This window comes from Marmoricola sp. URHB0036 (assembly GCF_000426045.1).
Classification (GTDB): domain Bacteria; phylum Actinomycetota; class Actinomycetes; order Propionibacteriales; family Nocardioidaceae; genus Marmoricola.
Genome location: NZ_AUEP01000010.1, coordinates 47,128 through 64,837 on the forward strand (window position 1 = coordinate 47,128; position 17,710 = coordinate 64,837).

The following is a 17,710-nucleotide window of genomic DNA, read 5'->3' on the forward strand; positions in this document are numbered from 1 at the left end:
GAGCCGACCGCCGGTCTCGACACCGTGTCTAGAGTCGGATCATGACGACCGACGGAGCACGCTTCCTGGACGGGGCCGACTGGGCCGGAAACATCTTCATCGAGGGGACCTGGCGCCCTGGCTCGGCGGGCGAGGCACCGATAGTCGAGCCCGCCACCGGCGAGGAGCTCGGACGCACCGGACGGGCGGGAGTCGACGACGTCGCGACGGCCGCGGGCTCGGCCGCCGACGCCCAGCAGGAGTGGGCGGCCCTGCCGCACCCCGCGCGGGCGGCGGTCCTGCGCAAGGCCGGCGACCTGTTCGGCCAGCACGCCGACGAGCTGGCGGAGTGGAACGTGCGCGAGGTCGGGGCCATCCGCGGCATGGCCGGGTTCGCGCTGCACGTCGCGGCCGAGGAGTGCTACGCCGCCTCGGGGCTGCCGAGTGCGTCGCTGGGTGAGCTGATCCCGAGCGAGGAGCCGCGGCTGTCGATGGTCAAGCGGCTGCCGGTCGGCGTCGTCGGTGTCATCTCGCCGTTCAACGTGCCGCTGATCCTCAGCATCCGGTCGGTGGCGCCGGCGCTGGCCCTGGGCAACGCGGTGCTGCTCAAGCCCGACCCGCGGACGGTGATGACCGGTGGCGTGAACATCGTCCGGGTCTTCGAGGAGGCCGGTCTGCCGCCCGGCGTACTCCAGCTGGTGCCGGGTGGCGCCGACGTCGGCGAGGCGATGGTGACCGATCCGCACGTGCGGGTCATCTCCTTCACCGGTTCCACCGCCGCCGGTCGCGCGGTCGGCGAGCTGGCCGGCCGCCACCTCAAGCGCGCCCACCTCGAGCTGGGCGGGAACTCCGCGATGCTCGTGCTGGACGACGCCGATGTCGAGAAGGCGGTCAACCTCGCGGCGTGGGGGTCGTTCTTCCACCAGGGCCAGATCTGCATGACCACCGGTCGCCACCTCGTGGCCGCACGGATCTACGACGACTTCGTCGAGGCACTCGCCGAGAAGGCCTCGCACCTCCCGGTGGGCAATCCCGCCACCGAGGAGGTCGCCCTCGGTCCGGTCATCGACGAGGGCCAGCGCGACAAGATCCACCACTTGGTCACCTCGACGACCGACGCCGGTGCCACGGCGGCCAGCGGTGCGTCGTACGACGGGCTGTTCTACCGGCCGACCGTGCTCAGTGAGGTGACCCGCGACCACCCGGCCTTCACCGAGGAGATCTTCGGGCCGGTCGCGCCGGTGACCCGGATCAGCAGCGAGGACGAGGCCGTCGAGCTCGCCCGGGCGAGCGAGTACGGCCTCTCGCTCGGCATCATCACCTCTGACGTGATGCACGGACTGGCGCTGGCCGACCGGATCCCGACCGGCATCGTGCACATCAACGACCAGACCGTGAACGACGAGGCCAACGCCCCCTTCGGCGGCCTGGCCGCCTCCGGCACCGGCTCCCGCTTCGGGGGCCTTGCGGCCAACATCGAGGCCTTCACCGAGACCCGCTGGATCACCGCCCGCGCCGAGCCGCCCCAGTTCCCCTTCTGAGTCGCCGGATAGTCCAGAACGTTCGACCGCTTCCGGCGTACGACGCAGCGGCATTTCGTTCTGGACTATCCGCACCCTCAGAACGCCGCCCGCACCTCGTCCTCGGTGAGGCCGTAGTCGGCGAGGTCGTAGGAGTGCTGGGGGCGGCGGCCGCCCTGGCGCGACTCGGCGTCGAGCTTGGTGACGGCCTCGTCGACGGCCGGGGTCCACTCGAGGCCGAAGGCTTCGTAGATGCCCTTGGTCGTGGCGACCGGGTCACCCACGAACTCCTTGTAGTCGATGTCGACGAACTGCTCCGGGGCGTACGCCGCTCGCTCCCGCTCGAACCGGGCGACCGCCTTGCTCAGCATGTCGAGCTGGGTACGGCCGATGGTGTCGCCCACGAAGGTCGTCGACCAGCCCTTGGTCGCCTCGGCCGACAGCGAGCACGCCGACGCGATCGCGACGACCGGCTCGCGGTGGGTGTAGACGATCAGCGCGTCGGGGTAGACCGACATGATCGCGTCCAGCCCGACGAGGTGCGACGGGTTCTTCAGCACCCACTGCTTCTCCGGGTCGTTCAGCCCGATCAGCTGGAGGTTGGCCTTGTGCCGCGCGTAGGCGTCGGTCCAGTCCTGTCGCTCGAGCCAGGCGGAGTACTCCGGCACGTAGGCGAGCGACTCGTAGCCGATCGACTTGCCTGACTGGCGCAGGATCCGCCAGCACTCCTCGACCGACGACGCATCCATGAAGTGGATGCCCATGAACTCCGGGTTGTCGATGTGGTGCTCGGAGAAGGCGGCGTTCAGTGCGCCGAAAATCGGGTTCTCCTCCCAGGTCTCACGCGGCGGACGCGGCTGCGGCACCTCGGTCAGCCACAGCTCCAGTCCCTGGTGCGCCGGGTCGGCGTTGAGCAGGCGGTGCAGTGCGGTGGTCCCGGTCCGCGGCAGGCCGCAGACGAAGATCGGTCGCTCGACCGGCACCTCGGCGTACGACGGGTGCTCCTTGAAGCCGTGCTCGGAGAGCAACCGCCCGACCAGCGCGCTCTTGATGAACGTGCGTTGCATGTAGTTGCCCTCGGGGGTGAGCCCGCCGTTCGTCGCGAGGTCCTCGCACAGCAGGCGCAGGCCCTCCTCGTGCTCGGTGCCCCCGAAGTCCTCCAGGCCGGTCGTCCTGACCGCTGCCGCCAAGATGTCGTCGAAGGAACCGAGATCGGGTCTCGTCCTAGTAGCCATGGAACTCGCCACAGCTGACGTCGAGGGTGATGCCGCTGATCGCCGAGGCAAGGTCGGAGGCCAGGAAGAGAGTCGCGCGGGCGACCTCCTCGGGGGTGGCCAGCCGCTTGAGGTCGGTCAGGTCGGCGGTCTCGCGGTAGATGTCGTCGTGGGTGACACCCCGCTCCTGCGCCATCCAGTCGAAGTAGGCCTTGTTGACGTCCTCGTAGATCCAGCTCGGCGCGACCGAGTTGACGCGGATGCCGCGCGGACCGAGCTCGGTCGCCAGGGCCGACGCGATGTGCACGAGCGTGCCCTTGGTCAGCTTGTAGCCGGCGAACTCGGGCTGCGACTGCCGCAGCACCGCCGAGTTGACCATGATGATGGAGCCCCCCGGCTTGTCGGGCGACTCGGCCAACGCGTCGGCGAACAGCGTCGAGAGCCGCAGGGGCGCGAACGCGTTGGTCTCCAGCGACCCGCGCAGCGCGTCGTGCTTGATGGTGGTCAGCGGCTCCATCGGCGGGATCGCGAAGGCGTTGTTGAGCAGGCAGTCGACGCGGCCGTACTCCTCGAGGGTCGCCTTGACGAGGTTCTCGCACGCCTCCTCGTCGTTGATGTCCGTGGGTACGACGAGCGCGCGGCGCCCGTACGACCGGACCACCTCCGCCATCTTGTCGAGCCGCTTCTGCGTCCTCGAGACGAGCACGAGGTCGGCGCCGAGCTTGGCCGCCTCCTCGCCGAGCGAGCGCCCGAGCCCGGGGCCGACGCCCGACAGGACGACGACCTTCCCCTCGAGCAACTGTGGTGAGTCGGTCACGTCAGGTCTCCTTCAGTTCGCCGGGGGGGTTGTTCTGGTTGGCTGTGGCTCGCCGAGAGGGCGTTTCTGGTTGGGCGTACGCCGCCGAGAGGGCGCTCGTGGTTGGCCGAACCCCACCAGAACTGCCCGGTCGGCGTACTCCTGCCCACCAGAACTGCCCGGTCGGCGTACTCCTGCCCACCAGAACTGCCCGGTCGCGGGTCACGAGATCATCCTTCGGGCGATGCCGACCTGGCGGTCGGCGATGCGGGCGGTGTACTGCTCGGCGGAGATCTGGTTCTCCGCGAAGTGGGGGAGTCGCTCGGCCAGGGAGTCGAACGGCACGACCTCGAACGCGGGTCCGTCGGTGGCGTCCAGCGCACGGGAGAGTCGCTGCCAGCGCAGCATCATCACACCCTGCGGATGTCCACAGGTCTCCAGCCAGTTGGCAATCCCGGGGTTGCGCTCGCTGATGACGTAGCGCAGCCTGCCGTCGGGGTCGGCGTGCGACTGCGCTCTGGTCAGCGAGGTCTGGTGGTGCTCGTAGTCGGTGGAGATGTACCACCGCGAGCCGATCTGGATCGCCTGGTAGTCACAGTCCGACACCGGCACGGTGACCACGAGAGCCTCGTCGTCACCGAGCGAGTAGTGGCCGATCGAGGAGAACTGCGAGGCGAGTCCGCCAGGTGTCGACGCCGGCTGGGTCAGGGTGTTCACCGGCTCCTTGTAGGTGAACCACTCCGGGAAGGCGAACCACGTGTTGATGCGCCCGATGAGCATCTTCGCGGCCACGCCGTACCTCTTGGCGACCCGCTCGGGGGTGAGTGCGGGACGTGGCTGACCGGCCGTGTCGAGGCGCTGGATGCGGATGGTGCCGCGGTCCTCGGCGTTCCAGTCGTCGTACACCTCGCGGATGATCAGCGTCGAGCCCTTCTTCAGCCCGAGCTCGGGTCCGAAGCGCCACTCGAAGCTGCCGTCGTCGGCGATCTCGAGCTCGCGGTCGTCGAACGCGGCGACCGTGCCCGGCGCCCCCTCCGAGGAGTAGGTGCCGTCCATCACCTGGAAGGAGAGGTCGGCGGTGCTGCCGCGCACACCGGAGACGACGTAGGACCCGCCGGCGTCGAGGTAGGCGTTGAAGTAGACGGCGTCGGGGTTGTCGAGGCCCTGGCGGGCGTACTGGTGGGTGGGGTTGATCAGCACCGGGTGTTCGAGGTCGTAGTCGAAGGCCATCTGCAGCGACGACCGGATGCTGCCGGCGAGGTAGTCGAAACCCTCGGCCAGGTCCTGCTCCGAGACCTCGAACGGCGGGTTGGCGACCAGCTTCTCGGCCTCCGCGACTGCCTCGCGGAACGCCGCCGTGTAGTCGGCCGTCACAGGCTCACCTTGCTGATGATCGAGTCGGCGTACTTGTTCAGGTGCTCGATCTTGGTCTCCAGCGGCTCGGTGTCGGGGCCCTTGATGTAGGGCACCCGGAAGCCGACGATGCAGTCGGTCACGCCCTTGTCCTCGAGCCGCTTGATGCCGTCGAGGTCGTAGGCGTCGTAGGAGATGACGTGCACCTCGAAGTCGTCGCGGGTGTCGCCCTCCTCCTTGCGGATCTCGGCCAGTCGCCCGAGCAGGCGGTCGAGCTCCTCGCCGTCACCGCCGGCGTGCATCCACCCGTCCCCCTTGCGTACGGCGCGCCGGAGAGCGGCGTCGGCGTGGCCACCGACCAGCAGCGGCACCTTCTCGGTCGGCGCCGGCGTCTGCTTCAACGGTGGGAACGAGTAGAAGTCGCCGTCGTAGCCGAAGAACTCCCCGGAGGTCAGGCCGCGCAGGATGTCCATGCACTCATCCATCCGCTTGCCACGCTTCTCCCAGGGGACGCCGAGCGCCTGGAAGTCCTCGGGCCAGGGCGAGAGGCCGACACCGAGCCCGAGCCGGTTGTTGCTCAGGTAGGCGACCGAGCTGACCTGCTTGGCGACCAGCACCGGCGGCCGCACCGGCAGCTTGAGCACGAACGGCGTGAACCGCAGCGTGCTCGTGACGGCGGCCAGGTGGGCGCACAGGATCATCGTCTCGATGAACTCCTTGCCCTCGAGGAACTCCCGCTCGCCGGTGTCGGTGTAGGGGTACGTCGAGTCGGACTCCTCGGGGTAGATCAGGGAGTCGGCGACCGTCATCGAGGTGTAGCCCGCTGCCTCGGCGGCCTGGGCCAACGGCGCGTAGAAGTGGGCGTCGGTCATCGCCTCGGCGTAGGTGAAACGCATGCCCGAAGACTAGAACACGTTCCAGTTTTCTGCCAGAGTGAGGCCGTGGACCTCGACCAGATCTCCGACCGCCTCGAGATCGAGGCCCTGCTCGTCCGCTACACCCGCGCCATCGACACCGGCGAGTGGGACCGGCTCGACGAGGTGTTCACCGCCGACGCCGAGATCGACTACACCGCCACGGGCGGCATCGCGGCGTCCTACCCCGAGATCAAGGCCTGGCTGGCCGAGATGCTGCCGATCTTCCCCCGGCGGATGCACTCGCTCGCGCAGGTCGACAGCCACGTCGACGGCGACGCGGCAGAAGTCGCGGCGTACTTCCACAACCCGATGATCCTGCCCGGACGTGACGGCGCGGAGACGATCGTCGAGTTCGGCGGCATCTACCACCACGACCTCGTGCGTACGCCGGACGGCTGGCGCTCCCGACGACTCCTCGAGGAGCTCGTCTGGAAACGCGGGATGTAGCCCCGTGGACAAGAAGCCCGACGGCCTCGACGGTGAGTTCGCCCGTCGCGTGATCAAGGTGATGGCCCGCGTCAACGTGGCCGTCTACAAGCTGACCCGCGGCCGGATCGGCGGGACCTGGCGGGTCGGTGCCGGTTGGAAGGACCCCGTCCCGATCTGCCTGGTCGAGCACCGCGGCCGTCGTACGGGCAAGCTGCGCACCACGCCGCTGGTCTACCTCCGGGACGGCGACAGCGTCGTCGTGGTCGCCTCGCAGGCCGGTCGGCCCCAGCACCCGCTGTGGTTCCGCAACCTGGAGGCCGACCCCGACGTCACCGTGCAGATCAGGGGCGACCGGCGACCGATGAGGGCACGGACCGCAGGGACCTCCGAGCGGGCCGAGCTCTGGCCCAGGCTGGTCGACCTCTACCGCGACTACGACTCCTACCAGTCGTGGACCGACCGCGAGATCCCCGTCGTGATTCTCGAGCCGCGCGCCTGACGCGAGCTCGGCAGCGCCGGAATGTTCCCGTTTTCCACGCTGGACGCGGTCACGATTCGGCAACGGGGCGCATGGTTGCTTGACCAGTGGCAGCCGGTGGACCGAGGTTTGGTCAGATCGCCAGACCGAGGCGGTCTCCAGAGCACCTGACCTGTGACCCGGGGAGGCGATCGACCTGAGCAACCTCGACTCTTCTCCGGCAGAGGCCATGGCCAGTGCCTCGTTGGTCGCCGAGAGTGACAAGGAGATCCAGGGCCGGTCGCTGAGCCAGATCGCCTGGCGGCGGCTGCGCAAGGACAAGGTCGCGCTGGCCGGTGGCTTCTTCATCGTCTTCCTGATCGTGGTCGCGATCTTCGCGCCGCTGATCACCCACATCACCGGCGGGCCGCCCAACGAGTACCACTCCGACCTCGTCGACCCGGCCCTCGGCCCCTACGGCACCTTCGGCGGGATCAGCTGGCAGCACCCGATGGGAGTCGAGCCGATCACCGGCCGCGACATCTTCAGCCGGGTCCTCTACGGAGCCCGCATCTCGCTGCTGATCGCGCTCCTCGCCACGGCGGTCTCCGTGATCATCGGCACGGTCGTCGGCATCACCTCCGGCTTCTTCGGTGGCTGGGTCGACGCGATCCTCAGCCGGATCATGGACATGTTCCTGGCCTTCCCCGTTCTGGTCTTCGCGATCGCGCTCGCGGGCGTCTTTCCGGAGAAGGCGTTCGGGCTCTCCGGCACACCGCTGAAGCTGACGCTGCTCATCTTCGTGATCGGCTTCTTCAGCTGGCCCTACATCGGCCGCATCGTGCGCGGGCAGACGATCTCCCTCCGCGAGCGCGAGTACGTCGAGGCCGCCCGCAGCCTCGGCGCCAAGCGGCCCTACATCCTCCGCACCGAGATCCTGCCGAACCTGATGGCGCCGATCCTGGTGTACGCCACGCTCATCATCCCGACCAACATCCTCTTCGAGGCGGCGTTGTCGTTCCTCGGTGTCGGTCTGCCGCCGCCGACGGCGACGTGGGGCGGGATGCTCTCCGACGCGGTCATCTACTACACGTTGCCGCACTTCATGTTCTGGCCCGGCCTGGCGATCTTCGCCACGGTGATGGCCTTCAATCTCTTCGGGGACGGGCTGCGCGATGCGTTCGACCCCCGGAGCGGCCGGTGATGAGACCGGTTCACCAGCCTGGCCTGGGCTCCCCAGGGCGGTCGAGAAGGAAGGTAAATCAAGATGCGCAGCACGCGTAAGAGAGCAGCGGTGGCGTTGATCGCCGTCGCCGCGCTGGGGCTTGCCGCCGCCTGCGGGACGAGCAAGAGCTCCGACAACGGCGGCAGCTCTGAGCCCAAGCTGGACAACAAGGCCCTCGACTCGGTGGTCAACGCCAGCGACCAGAAGGGCGGCACCCTCAAGATGGGTCTGGGCGGCGCCTGGGGCGACAGCTTCGACCCCGGCGACACCTACTACGGCTACTCCTGGGACCTCGGCCGCAACTACTGGCGCACGCTGGTGATGAACAAGACCGCCCCGGGCAAGCAGGGTCTCGAGCTGGTCCCCGACATCGCCACCGACCTCGGCAAGTCCTCCGACGGCGGCAAGACCTGGACCTACACCATCCAGAGCGGCCTGAAGTTCGAGGACGGCACTCCGTTCACGTCCAAGGACATCGCCTACGCCGTGTCGCGCACCGTCGACCGCGCCGTGCTCAAGCAGGGCCCGAGCTACTTCGCCGACCTGCTGAACTGGCCGGCGAGCTACAAGGGCCCCTACAAGAGCCCGAAGAACGCCGACATCTCCTCGGCGATCGAGACGCCTGACGACACGACGATCGTCTTCCACCTCAAGCAGCCGTTCGCGGAGTTCGACAACCTCGCGTCCCTGCCGGCGACCGCTCCGGTCCCGGCGGCCAAGGACACGGGGGCGAAGTACACCACGCACCCGGTCTCCACGGGTCCCTACATGTGGAAGGGCAACGTCGACGTCGCCACCGGCGGCACGCTGGTGCGCAACCCCAACTGGGACGCCTCGACCGACCCCAACCGCAAGGCGCTGCCGGACCAGATCGACGTCAAGCTCGGCCTGCAGGCCGACGACCTGGACAACCAGATCATCAGTGGTGACCAGGACGTCGACATCGCCGGTACCGGCGTGCAGCCGGCCGCGCTGCCGAAGGTCCTGCAGTCCAAGGAGCTCTCGGCTCGCTCGGACAACCCGGTCATCGCCCGCGAGTGGTACACGCAGATCATCGGCACCGTGAAGCCGCTGGACAACGTCGACTGCCGCAAGGCCGTGATCTACGCGATGAGCCCGACGTCGTACCAGAACGCCTACGGTGGCAAGTTCGCCGGCGGCGAGATCGCGACGACCGTGCTGCCCCCGGCGATCCCTGGCTACAAGGACACCGACGAGTACGGCCTGAAGGCCAACCCGAACGGTCAGGAGTCCAAGGCCAAGGACGCCCTCAAGAAGTGCGGCCAGCCCAACGGCTTCTCGACCACCATCGGCTACCGCTCCTCGCGCGACAAGGAGAAGAAGGTCGCCGAGGCCTTCCAGCAGTCGCTGGGCAAGGTCGGCATCAAGATCAACATCAAGCCGATGCCCGACGACACCTACACCTCCGAGCTGTGCGGCAAGCCGTCGTACCTCGTGGACAACAAGGTGGGCCTGTGCGTCTACGGCTGGGGTGCTGACTGGAACACCGGGTACGGCTACCTGGCCCAGATCGTCGACAGCCGGACCATCAACCCCGAGGGTGGTTCGCCGAACTTCGCGATCCGCGTCCCGGAGGTGGACAAGCTGGTCGACCAGCTCGCTGTGGAGCCTGACGCCGCCAAGCGCGCGGAGATCTCCACGCAGATCGACCAGCTGGTCATGCAGAACGCCTACATCTACCCCGGCATCTACGCCAAGGCTGTTCTGCTCCGCGGGAAGGACCTGACCAACGTGTTCCTCAACGATGCGTTCGGCTACTACGACTACACCGCCCTCGGCAAGAAGCAGTAGTCGCACCATCCCGCTCCAACCACACCGAAGGTAGGTGAAGGCGCGGGTGGCCGGTTCCTCCAGGAGTTCCTGGAGGGGCCGGCCGCCCAGCCGGTGTCTTGGTCAGCTACATCATCCGCCGCCTGCTCGCGGCGATCGGAGTCGTGATCGTGATCAGCATGATCACGTTCGCGATCTTCTACCTGATCCCGAAGCTGGCGGGGGCCACCCCCGAGTCGATGGCGGCACGCTACGTCGGGAAGTCACCGAACCCGGGCCAGCTGAAGGCCGCTGCCGAGTCGCTCGGGTTCAACGACCCGGTGCCGGTGCAGTACTGGCACTGGCTGCACGGCCTGGTCGCCGGGCGCGAGGTCAACAACGGCACCAGCATCGACCACTGCCCAGCACCCTGCCTCGGCTACTCCTTCAGGACCAGCCAGCCGGTCCTTCCCATGATCGAGAAACGCTTCCCGGTCACCCTGTCCCTGGCCGTCGGCGCGGCCATCATCTGGGTGCTGATGGGAGTCACCATCGGCGTGATCTCGGCGCTCAAGCGCGGCAGTGCCTTCGACCGGTTCGCCATGACGCTGGCCCTCGCCGGTGTCTCGCTCCCCATCTTCTGGACCGGCCTGGTCTCGCTGGCCTTCTTCAGCTACAACCTCGGCTGGACACCACCTGGGGCGTCGTACACACCTCTGACGGAGAATCCACTGAAGTGGGCCGATGCCCTGTTGTTGCCGTGGATCACCTTGGCGTTGTTGTTCTCCGCGCAGTACGCACGATTAACGAGAGCAGGCATGCTCGAGACGATGGGTGAGGACTACATCCGCACGGCCCGGGCCAAGGGGCTGCCGGAGAAGACCGTCGTCCTCAAGCACGGCCTGCGCTCGGCCCTGACTCCGATCCTGACGATCTTCGGCCTCGACTTCGGGCTGCTCATCGGTGGCGCCGTGCTGACCGAGACCGTGTTCGGCCTGCCGGGTCTCGGCCAGCTCGCCATCCAGTCCACCAAGAACAACGACCTCCCGCCTGTGCTGGCCGTCGTGCTGATCACGGCCATCTTCGTGGCACTGTGCAACCTGGTCGTCGACCTCTTGTACGCCGTCATCGACCCGAGAGTGCGCACTCGATGAACCACCCCATGAACTCGCGAGCCCGGCTCGCTGCGCTCGATCCCGGCGCGACTCCGCGGGGACCCCGATGAGCACGACGACCTCCGAGCAGCAGCAGCCGTCGTCGCGTGCGGGTGGCGCCTTCCTCGAGGTGCGCGACCTGAAGGTGCACTTCCCCACCGACGACGGGGTGGTGAAGTCGGTCGACGGCCTGTCCTTCCACCTCGAGCGCGGCCAGACGCTCGGGATCGTGGGGGAGTCGGGCTCCGGCAAGTCGGTGACGAGCATGGCGATCATGGGCCTGCACGGGAAGAGCGCCCAGATCAGCGGATCCATCCGGCTCGACGGTGAAGAGCTGGTCGGCGCGCCGCCTGAGAAGGTGCGCCGCCTGCGCGGCAAGAAGATGGCGATGATCTTCCAGGACCCGCTGTCCTCGATGCACCCGTTCTACACGGTGGGCAACCAGATCATCGAGGCCTACCGGATCCACAACGACGTGTCCAAGAAGGCGGCTCGCACCCACGCCATCGAGATGCTCGACCGGGTCGGCATCCCGGAGCCGAACCAGCGTGTCGACGCCTACCCGCACCAGTTCTCCGGTGGCATGCGGCAGCGCGCGATGATCGCGATGTCGCTCTCCTGCGACCCCGACCTGCTCATCGCCGACGAGCCGACCACCGCCCTCGATGTGACGGTGCAGGCGCAGATCCTCGACCTGATGCGCGACCTGCAGAAGGAGTTCAACTCCGCCGTCGTCATCATCACCCACGACCTCGGTGTCGTCGCCGAGCTGGCAGACGACATCCTGGTGATGTACGCCGGCCGGTCGGTCGAGTACGCCAGCGCCAGTCAGCTCTTCAACGAGCCGGAACACCCCTATGCCTGGGGGCTCCTGGGCTCGATGCCGCGCTTCGACAAGCCTCCAACCGAGCGACTGCTGCCGATCAAGGGAGTCCCACCGAGCCTGATCAACGTCCCGGCGGGGTGTCCGTTCAACCCGCGCTGCGACTTCCAGGAGCGGGTCGGCTCTCCGTGCCTGCACGACCGGCCCGAGCTGCTCGACAACGGCGCCGGCCACCGCGTGGCCTGCCACATCCCGTCCGCCGAGCGCCGCAACATCTGGGCGCAGGAGATCACCCCGAGGCTGCAGTGACGACTCCCAGCACCGAGACCACCGCCCCTCGCCACGCGGCCGACGAAGAGCCGCTCCTCAAGGTCGAGGGCCTGGTCAAGCACTTCCCGATCGGCGGTGGCTTCCTGTCGAAGTCGACCAGCGCCGTCCAGGCCGTCGACGGCGTCGACTTCGAGGTCCGCAAGGGCGAGACCTTCTCGATCGTCGGCGAGTCCGGCTGCGGCAAGAGCACCACCGCCCGGCTGGTCACCCGCCTGCTGGAGCCGACCAGCGGTCGGGTCACCTTCGACGGCACCGACATCTCTCACCTGTCGGACGCGAAGATGCGCCCGATGCGCCGCGACATCCAGATGATCTTCCAGGACCCGTACTCCTCGCTGAACCCGAGGCACACCGTCGGCAAGATCGTCGGCGCCCCCTTCAAGCTCCAGGGGGTTGACCCCGAGGGTGGCCGCCGGAAGGCGGTGCAGGAGCTGCTGAAGACCGTGGGCCTGAACCCGGAGCACTACAACCGCTACCCCCATGAGTTCTCCGGCGGGCAGCGCCAGCGCATCGGCATCGCCCGCACGCTGGCTCTCAAGCCGAAGCTGATCGTGGCCGACGAGCCCGTGTCAGCGCTGGACGTCTCGATCCAGGCCCAGGTGGTCAACCTGCTCGAGGATCTCCAGGAGGAGCTCGACCTGACCTACGTGATGATCGCGCACGACCTGTCCGTCGTACGCCACGTGTCTGACCGGGTGGCGGTGATGTACCTCGGCAAGATCGTGGAGATCGGCGAGCGCGACGACCTCTACGACCGCCCCCGCCACCCCTACACGGTCGCGATGCTCTCCGCGGTGCCGGTGCCCGACACCAAGCGTCGCGAGAACCGGGAACGCATCCGCCTCGTCGGCGACGTCCCCAGCCCGATCAACCCGCCCCCCGCCTGCCGGTTCCACACCCGCTGCTGGAAGGCGCAGGAGATCTGCCGCACCGAGGAACCCCCGCTGCTCCAGATCACCTCCGGCCCGGCCGTCACCGGCCCCGGCCACACCGTTGCCTGCCACTTCCCGGTCGAGCCGGGGGAGCTCGCCGAGAAGACCTGACGGAATACCCGGGTAGCCGGGTGCTCCGGCACACTCAGGTTGCGCTTCGGTCTCACCGACAACGAACGGCGCGCGTCAGCCGGCGACTGCTGGGTACATTCGGACCGACAGCCCACCCCGCGACATTTCCGGCCCGACACCACGAAAGACACGTGATGGACGACGACCTGACCGACGAGGAGAGGTCGGACCAGGTGCGCAGCGTGCTGTTCAAGGCACTCGGCGTGCTGGTCGTGATCGGGGTCCTGATCTTCCTCGGTACAACGATCATGGTGCACGCGCTCGGACTGAACGACGACTCCTCGTCGGGGCCGGTCGGCGGCGGGCAGGCCGAGCCACCCAAGGCACTGCCTTCGAGCGCGCTGCCGGTCCCGGAGAAGTCCGACGAACCCAGCGACGAGCCCTCGGCCTCCGACTCGGCCTCTCCCAGCTCCGGCAAGCGCGGGGACATCGAGCTGAGCATCTCGCCGATCATGGCCAAGCCGATGGAGCGGGTGAACCTCACCGGCACCTACAAGGGCGCCGACAACCTGCAGCTCGAGGTGCAGCGTTTCGAGGCCGGCACCTGGAGCAACTTCGGCGTCCAGGCCAACGTGAAGGTCGGCACCTTCGCGACCTACATCACGACCGGCCGTACCGGTGAGAACCGGTTCCGCGTCTTCGACCCGCAGACCAAGAAGGGCAGCAACGTCATCCTGGTGACGATCGACTGAGCTTGCCGCGATTTCACAACACGTGTTGTGAAACTGGGGCTTCGCGAACAAAGCTTCGTTCGCAAAGCCCCAGCTTCGTACGACGTTCCGCGGCTCAGCTCGGGATGTAGTCGAACTCGTCCGGGTTCGGGCCGGTGCGGCCGTCCTCGCCACGGTCGAGGGAGCTGATCGACTCGATCGCCTGGTCGTCGAGCTCGAAGTCGAACAGGGCGGCGTTCTCGGCCATCCGCTCGGGGGTCGAGGACTTCGGGAAGACGATGTCGCCGCGCTGCAGGTGCCAGCGCAGGGTCACCTGGGCCGGCGTACGCCCCACGTGCTCGGCGATCTTGACGATCGTCGGGTCGTCGAGGACGCCACCCTGGGCGATCGGTGACCAGGCCTCGACGAGGATGCCGGCGTCGCGGCTGGCGGCGCGGGCGGTCTCGTTGGTGAAGTACGGGTGCACCTCGATCTGGTTGACCGCGGGCACGACGTCGGTCTCGGCGGCGAGCCGCTCGAGGTGGGCGGGCTGGAAGTTGGAGACGCCGATCGAGCGGGCGCGGCCGTCCTGCTGGAACTCGATCAGGGTCTTCCACGTGGACACGAAGTCGCCGTCGTACTTCGTGGGCAGCGGCCAGTGGATCAGGAACAGGTCGATCTGGTCGAGGCCGAGGTCGCTCATCGTCTGGTCGAAGGCCTTGCGGGCCGCGTCGGGTTCGTGGAAGCCGTTGTTGAGCTTGCTGGTGATGAACAGCTCGTCGCGCGGGATGCCGGAGCTGCGGATCGCCTCGCCGACGCCCTTCTCGTTGCCGTACATCTCGGCGGTGTCGATGTGCCGGTAGCCGGCCTCGAAGGCCTGTCCGGTGATCCGGGCCGTGTCCTCCGGTGGGACCTGGAAGACACCGAAGCCGAGCTGCGGGATGGTGTGTCCGTCGTTCAGGGTCAGGTTCGGAATCTGGGTCATACCCATGCACTACCCGTCGAGCGACCGGGATATTCCCTGCGCCCGGTTCTCAGGCGGCGCAACGCTCCAGCCCGGGTGCCGCCTCCGGCGCAGGAGGTACGACGGGATCCCCGTGGGACCTCTGGCCGTACCGCTGGCCGACCAGCACGCCGCCGAGCACCAGCACCATGCCGAGCGCCTGGACGGGCCCGAACACCTCGTGGGCGAACGCGACCCCGAGCAGGGTCCCGACGGCCGGGTTGACCAGCCCGATGATCGACACCGATCCCGCCGACATCAACCCCAGCCCGCGGAACCAGCACACGTAGGCCAGTCCGGTGCCGACCCCGGCGATCCACAGGAACCCGAGCGCCGCGGGGGCGTCGATCGCGGGCGGCGCGCCTTCGATGAGCAGGGCCACCGGCAGCAGCGCGAGTCCGCCGACGACCAGCTGCCAGGACACCAGCGTGAGCAGGTCGACCGGCGACTTCCAGCGCTTGATGAGCACGAACCCCAGTGCGCTGACCAGCACCGACCCGAACGCACCGACCAGGCCGAGGGTGTCGACGTGGCCCGGGTTGCGGAGCACGAGGAGCATCACCCCGACCAGTCCCACGACGGCGGCCGCGACGCGGACGACGCCGGCGCGCTCGCCGATCACCAGCCAGGCGATGACCATCACGGCCAGCGGTGAGCTGGCCTGGAGGGTGGCGGCCAGGCCACCGGGAAGGTGGTAGGCGGCCAGGAAGATGAGCGGGAAGAACATTCCGATGTTGCACAGCCCGAGCACGATCGCCTTCCACCACCAGTCGCCGTGGGGGAGTCGGCGGCGGTAGGCCAGCAGCACCAGGCCCACGGGCAGGGCGCGAACCGTGGCCGCGAACAGGGGCCGGTCGGGCGGCAGGAACTGCTCGGTGACGAGGTACGTCGAGCCCCAGGCGATCGGGGCCACCGCGGTGACGAAGGGTGTCGACCAGTGAATGCCTTCCATGGAAGACATTTTAGTTTCCAAGGAAGGTAATATCAACTCCATGGGTGACACCAATCGTGACGAGCACGACGCGGTCGACCGGATCCTGGCGCAGTGGGCGCGCGAACGGCCCGAGCTGGACACCGGCCCGATGAGCGTGGTCGGACGCCTGCACCGGGTCGCGGGGCTGCTCGAGGCCGGGCTCCGGCCCGTGTTCGCCGAGGCCGGCCTCGGCAACGGCGACTTCGACGTGCTCGCCAGCCTGCGCCGGGCCGGTCATCCGTTCCGGCTCACGGCCGGCGAGCTCACCGCCAGCACGCTGGTGACCTCGGGCGCGATCAGCAAGCGGATCGACCGGCTCGAGTCGAAGGGCCTGGTCAAGCGGTCGGTCAGCGCCAAGGACGCCCGCGGGCGCGAGATCGAGCTGACCGCGGAGGGGCGGCGACTCACCGACGATCTCGTCGTACGCCACTGGGCCAACGAGGACCGGCTGCTAGCCGCCCTCGACGCCGGCGAGCGCGTCCAGCTGGCCGGGCTCCTGCGCAAGCTGCTGCTCGACGTCGAGGGGCCGGCTGCCGGACCGGTGGACGCTGGTTAGGCGCCGATGATGTTCGGGTCGCGCCAGGTGCGCTCGAACGGCAGCCGCCACAGGTGCGGGGCGATCAGCTGGTGGATCCGGTTGGGTCCCCACGATCCCTGCCCGTAGGGGCGCACCACCGGCGGGTTCTCCAGCAGCGGCGAGGAGAGCTCCCACAGCCGCTCGATGCCCTCGGCCGAGGTGAACAGGGTGCGGTCGCCGCGGGCGGCGTCGTAGATCAGCCGCTCGTAGGCCTCGAGCACCGCCCCGGCCCAACCGGTCTCGTGCATCGCGAACTGCATCGACAGCTTGTCCAGCCGCATGCCGGGTCCGGGGCGCTTGCCGTAGAACGACAGCGACATCTTCGACTGGTCGGCGAGGTCGAAGGTGAGGTGGTCGGGCCCGTTGTCCCCGACGCCGCTCCCCGGCGGGAACATCGAGCGCGGTGGCTCGCGGAACGCGATCGAGATGATCCGTGCCCCTTCCGCCATCCGCTTGCCGGTGCGGAGGTAGAACGGGACGCCGGCCCAGCGCCAGTTGTCGACGTAGCACTTCAGCGCGATGAACGTCTCGGTCTCGGAGTCGTGGGCCACGCCCTCGATGTCGCGGTAGCCGATGTACTGGCCGCGCACCACGTCGTGCGGCTCGATGGGCAGCATCGAGCGGAAGACCTTGTTCTTCTCCTCGCTGATCGCCCGCGGCTCCAGGGCGGTCGGCGGCTCCATGGCGGTGAAGGCCAGCACCTGGAAGAGGTGGGTGACCACCATGTCGCGGTAGGCGCCGGTGGCCTCGTAGAAGTTGGCCCGCTGCGCCAGCCCCAGCTCCTCGGGCACGTCGATCTGGACGTGGCTGATGTGGTTGCGGTGCCAGATCGGCTCGAAGAGCCCGTTGGCGAACCGGAAGGCCAGGATGTTCTGCGCGGCCTCCTTGCCCAGGAAGTGGTCGATCCGGAAGATCTGCTCCTCGTCGAAGACCTGGTGCAGCTCGCCGTTCAGCTTCTGCGCCGATGCCAGGTCGGTGCCGAACGGCTTCTCCATGATGATCCGGCTGTGCTCGACCAGACCGGCGTCGCGCAGCATGTGTACGACGGGGAGGGCGGCCTTCGGCGGCACGCTGAGGTAGTGCAGTCGACGCAGCTCGTCGGTGCCGAACTCGGCCTCGGCCTCGGCGACGGTGCTGCGCAGCGCGTCGACGCCTCCGGCTCCGGGAGCCCAGCGCAGCCGTTTGGAGAACTCGTCCCAGCCCTCGGGGTCCGGTCCCTCACCGCCGTACTCCGCGATCGCCGTGCGGGCGAACTCGACGAACGAGTCCCGGTCGAGATCGTCCAGGGAGGTACCCACGATCTGCACCTCGTTGAGCAGCCCGGACTGGAAGAGGTGCAGCAGGCCGGGAAGGAGCTTGCGCTGGGCGAGGTCGCCGGTCGCACCGAACAGGACGACGGTCGTGGGTGTCGGCATGGGTCCAGACTGCCCGGGTGTGGCACCTCTGACCAGACCCCGCGCAAGGGAGGCGAACGAT

General features: G+C 68.3%; 17 protein-coding genes. 10 read left to right on the forward strand and 7 right to left on the reverse strand.

What is annotated here, in order from left to right; translation table 11 throughout:
• Positions 1-41 precede the first annotated feature (41 nt).
• Positions 42-1,520: a benzaldehyde dehydrogenase gene (locus H976_RS0112365; protein WP_036226176.1), complete on the forward strand. Its 1,479-nt coding sequence runs from the start codon at positions 42-44 to the stop codon at positions 1,518-1,520.
• A 77-nt stretch (positions 1,521-1,597) separates the two neighbouring features.
• Here H976_RS0112365 and H976_RS0112370 read toward each other — a convergent pair whose 3' ends face one another.
• The 4 genes from H976_RS0112370 to H976_RS0112385 all read right to left on the reverse strand — a co-directional run bounded on the left by H976_RS0112370 (position 1,598) and on the right by H976_RS0112385 (position 5,758).
• A complete protein-coding gene (locus tag H976_RS0112370) occupies positions 1,598-2,734 on the reverse strand; it encodes a sulfotransferase (RefSeq protein WP_036226179.1) in 1,137 nt (378 codons plus the stop codon).
• Complete coding sequence (locus H976_RS0112375; protein ID WP_051276758.1) at positions 2,724-3,530, reverse strand: SDR family oxidoreductase; 807 nt, start codon at positions 3,528-3,530, stop codon at positions 2,724-2,726. Before H976_RS0112375 ends, H976_RS0112370 begins: the two co-directional genes overlap by 11 nt.
• Positions 3,531-3,731: 201 nt before the next feature.
• Positions 3,732-4,883, reverse strand: a complete 1,152-nt coding sequence (locus H976_RS0112380) for a hypothetical protein (protein WP_027861797.1) — start codon at positions 4,881-4,883, stop codon at positions 3,732-3,734.
• A complete protein-coding gene (locus tag H976_RS0112385; RefSeq protein WP_027861798.1) occupies positions 4,880-5,758 on the reverse strand; it encodes a TIGR03619 family F420-dependent LLM class oxidoreductase in 879 nt (292 codons plus the stop codon). The genes H976_RS0112380 and H976_RS0112385 overlap by 4 nt, the downstream gene beginning before the upstream one ends.
• A gap of 45 nt (positions 5,759-5,803) precedes the next feature.
• Here H976_RS0112385 and H976_RS0112390 point away from each other — a divergent pair, with 45 nt between their 5' ends.
• The 8 genes from H976_RS0112390 (at position 5,804) to H976_RS0112425 (ending at position 13,723) form a co-directional block, all read left to right on the forward strand.
• The gene (locus tag H976_RS0112390; RefSeq protein ID WP_027861799.1) at positions 5,804-6,226 is read left to right on the forward strand and encodes a nuclear transport factor 2 family protein; all 423 of its coding nucleotides are present in this window, start codon (positions 5,804-5,806) and stop codon (positions 6,224-6,226) included.
• Between the two features lie 4 nt (positions 6,227-6,230).
• Positions 6,231-6,707, forward strand: a complete 477-nt coding sequence (locus tag H976_RS0112395) for a nitroreductase family deazaflavin-dependent oxidoreductase (RefSeq protein WP_027861800.1) — start codon at positions 6,231-6,233, stop codon at positions 6,705-6,707.
• 208 nt (positions 6,708-6,915) lie between these two features.
• A complete protein-coding gene (locus H976_RS0112400; RefSeq protein WP_051276759.1) occupies positions 6,916-7,869 on the forward strand; it encodes an ABC transporter permease in 954 nt (317 codons plus the stop codon).
• A 63-nt stretch (positions 7,870-7,932) separates the two neighbouring features.
• The gene (locus tag H976_RS0112405; protein ID WP_027861802.1) at positions 7,933-9,702 is read left to right on the forward strand and encodes an ABC transporter substrate-binding protein; all 1,770 of its coding nucleotides are present in this window, start codon (positions 7,933-7,935) and stop codon (positions 9,700-9,702) included.
• 98 nt (positions 9,703-9,800) lie between these two features.
• Positions 9,801-10,814 (forward strand): ABC transporter permease, encoded by a 1,014-nt coding sequence (locus tag H976_RS0112410; protein ID WP_027861803.1) that lies wholly within the window; start codon positions 9,801-9,803, stop codon positions 10,812-10,814.
• Between the two features lie 67 nt (positions 10,815-10,881).
• Complete coding sequence (locus H976_RS0112415; protein WP_051276760.1) at positions 10,882-11,946, forward strand: ABC transporter ATP-binding protein; 1,065 nt, start codon at positions 10,882-10,884, stop codon at positions 11,944-11,946.
• A complete protein-coding gene (locus tag H976_RS0112420; RefSeq protein ID WP_027861805.1) occupies positions 11,943-13,010 on the forward strand; it encodes an ABC transporter ATP-binding protein in 1,068 nt (355 codons plus the stop codon). Before H976_RS0112415 ends, H976_RS0112420 begins: the two co-directional genes overlap by 4 nt.
• A 155-nt stretch (positions 13,011-13,165) precedes the next feature.
• Positions 13,166-13,723: a hypothetical protein gene (locus tag H976_RS0112425; RefSeq protein ID WP_027861806.1), complete on the forward strand. Its 558-nt coding sequence runs from the start codon at positions 13,166-13,168 to the stop codon at positions 13,721-13,723.
• A gap of 94 nt (positions 13,724-13,817) precedes the next feature.
• On the opposite strand, the gene H976_RS0112430 is transcribed toward H976_RS0112425, so the two are convergent.
• Both H976_RS0112430 and H976_RS0112435 read right to left on the reverse strand, forming a co-directional pair.
• Entirely contained in the window at positions 13,818-14,666 is an 849-nt protein-coding gene (locus H976_RS0112430) for an aldo/keto reductase (RefSeq protein WP_027861807.1), read from the reverse strand.
• Positions 14,667-14,715: 49 nt separating this feature from the next.
• Positions 14,716-15,636, reverse strand: a complete 921-nt coding sequence (locus H976_RS0112435) for an EamA family transporter (protein ID WP_027861808.1) — start codon at positions 15,634-15,636, stop codon at positions 14,716-14,718.
• 40 nt (positions 15,637-15,676) lie between these two features.
• Here H976_RS0112435 and H976_RS0112440 point away from each other — a divergent pair, with 40 nt between their 5' ends.
• On the forward strand, positions 15,677-16,213 hold the full coding sequence (locus H976_RS0112440; RefSeq protein WP_027861809.1) for a MarR family winged helix-turn-helix transcriptional regulator: 537 nt from the start codon (positions 15,677-15,679) through the stop codon (positions 16,211-16,213).
• Here H976_RS0112440 and zwf read toward each other — a convergent pair.
• Positions 16,210-17,649, reverse strand: a complete 1,440-nt coding sequence (zwf, locus tag H976_RS0112445; protein WP_027861810.1) for a glucose-6-phosphate dehydrogenase — start codon at positions 17,647-17,649, stop codon at positions 16,210-16,212. The two genes, H976_RS0112440 and zwf, sit on opposite strands and share 4 nt — an antisense overlap.
• Between the last annotated feature and the right edge of the window lie 61 nt (positions 17,650-17,710).